Below are 785 nucleotides of genomic sequence, written 5' to 3'. Positions count from 1 at the left end.
CCCCAGGCTCGACCCGGGTCGCCAGCTCGGGGCCGACACGGCGACCGGCGGGTCGGTGGAGGGGCTGGCTCCGTGCCCGGGCGCTTGCTGTGTGTGGCGTCAACTGGGCTTGTACATCAGGGAGTTGGGCTTTGTCGAGTCCGGTTTAAGACGCCGAACGGGATTGCTACTGTCTGTGACCCGATCGTCGCTCACGTGGCGTCGGCGCGCCACTGAAGCGGGCGTGACAAGGCTTTCTCTGTCACATGCGGAGAGTGATCGAACGTGAACCCAAGACCCAGGCGGGCCGTACGACCTCATCTGAACTGTTCGGCGCCCTGTTGCGGCACTTCCGGATCAGGGCCGGGCTGACGCAGGATCAGCTAGCCGCCGTTCTACCGGTGGATCGCACTCTCATCGCGCACTTCGAGGCGGGTACGCGCACGCCGGACCGCAAGCACGTTGAGGTCTTCGACGCTCTGTTGGGCGCCGACGGGCTGCTGTTGGAGATGTGGGAGAAGATCGACTGGGCCGCCGCGCAGCCCAAGCATCCTGACTGGTTCAAGCGCCGGGCGGAGATGGACGCGCAGTTGATGGTGTTGCGCGAGTTCCAGAACCAGGTGATGCCTGGGTTGTTGCAGACCGAGGCGTATGCGCGAGTGCTGTTTGAACGAAAAGGGCTGAGCGAGGCTGAGGTGGAGCAGCTTGTGCGGGCGCGACTCAGTAGGCAGGAGCGCTTCCTGGACCCGAACGGGCCGCTGTTCCTCTGTGTGTTGGACGAAAGCACGCTCCGCACTGTCGTTGGC

1 protein-coding gene is annotated in these 785 nt (G+C 64.7%); it reads left to right on the top strand.

Annotated elements, in window-relative coordinates:
* Positions 1-254: 254 nt before the first annotated feature.
* A partial coding sequence (locus KUM32_RS39450) for a Scr1 family TA system antitoxin-like transcriptional regulator (RefSeq protein ID WP_217146558.1) occupies positions 255-785 on the top strand: 531 nt, incomplete at its 3' end.

It is taken from the genome of Streptomyces sp. AC627_RSS907 (assembly GCF_019049165.1).
The sequence above is the reverse complement of the archived record's forward strand: the minus strand, read 5'-3'. Positions and strand labels throughout refer to the sequence as shown.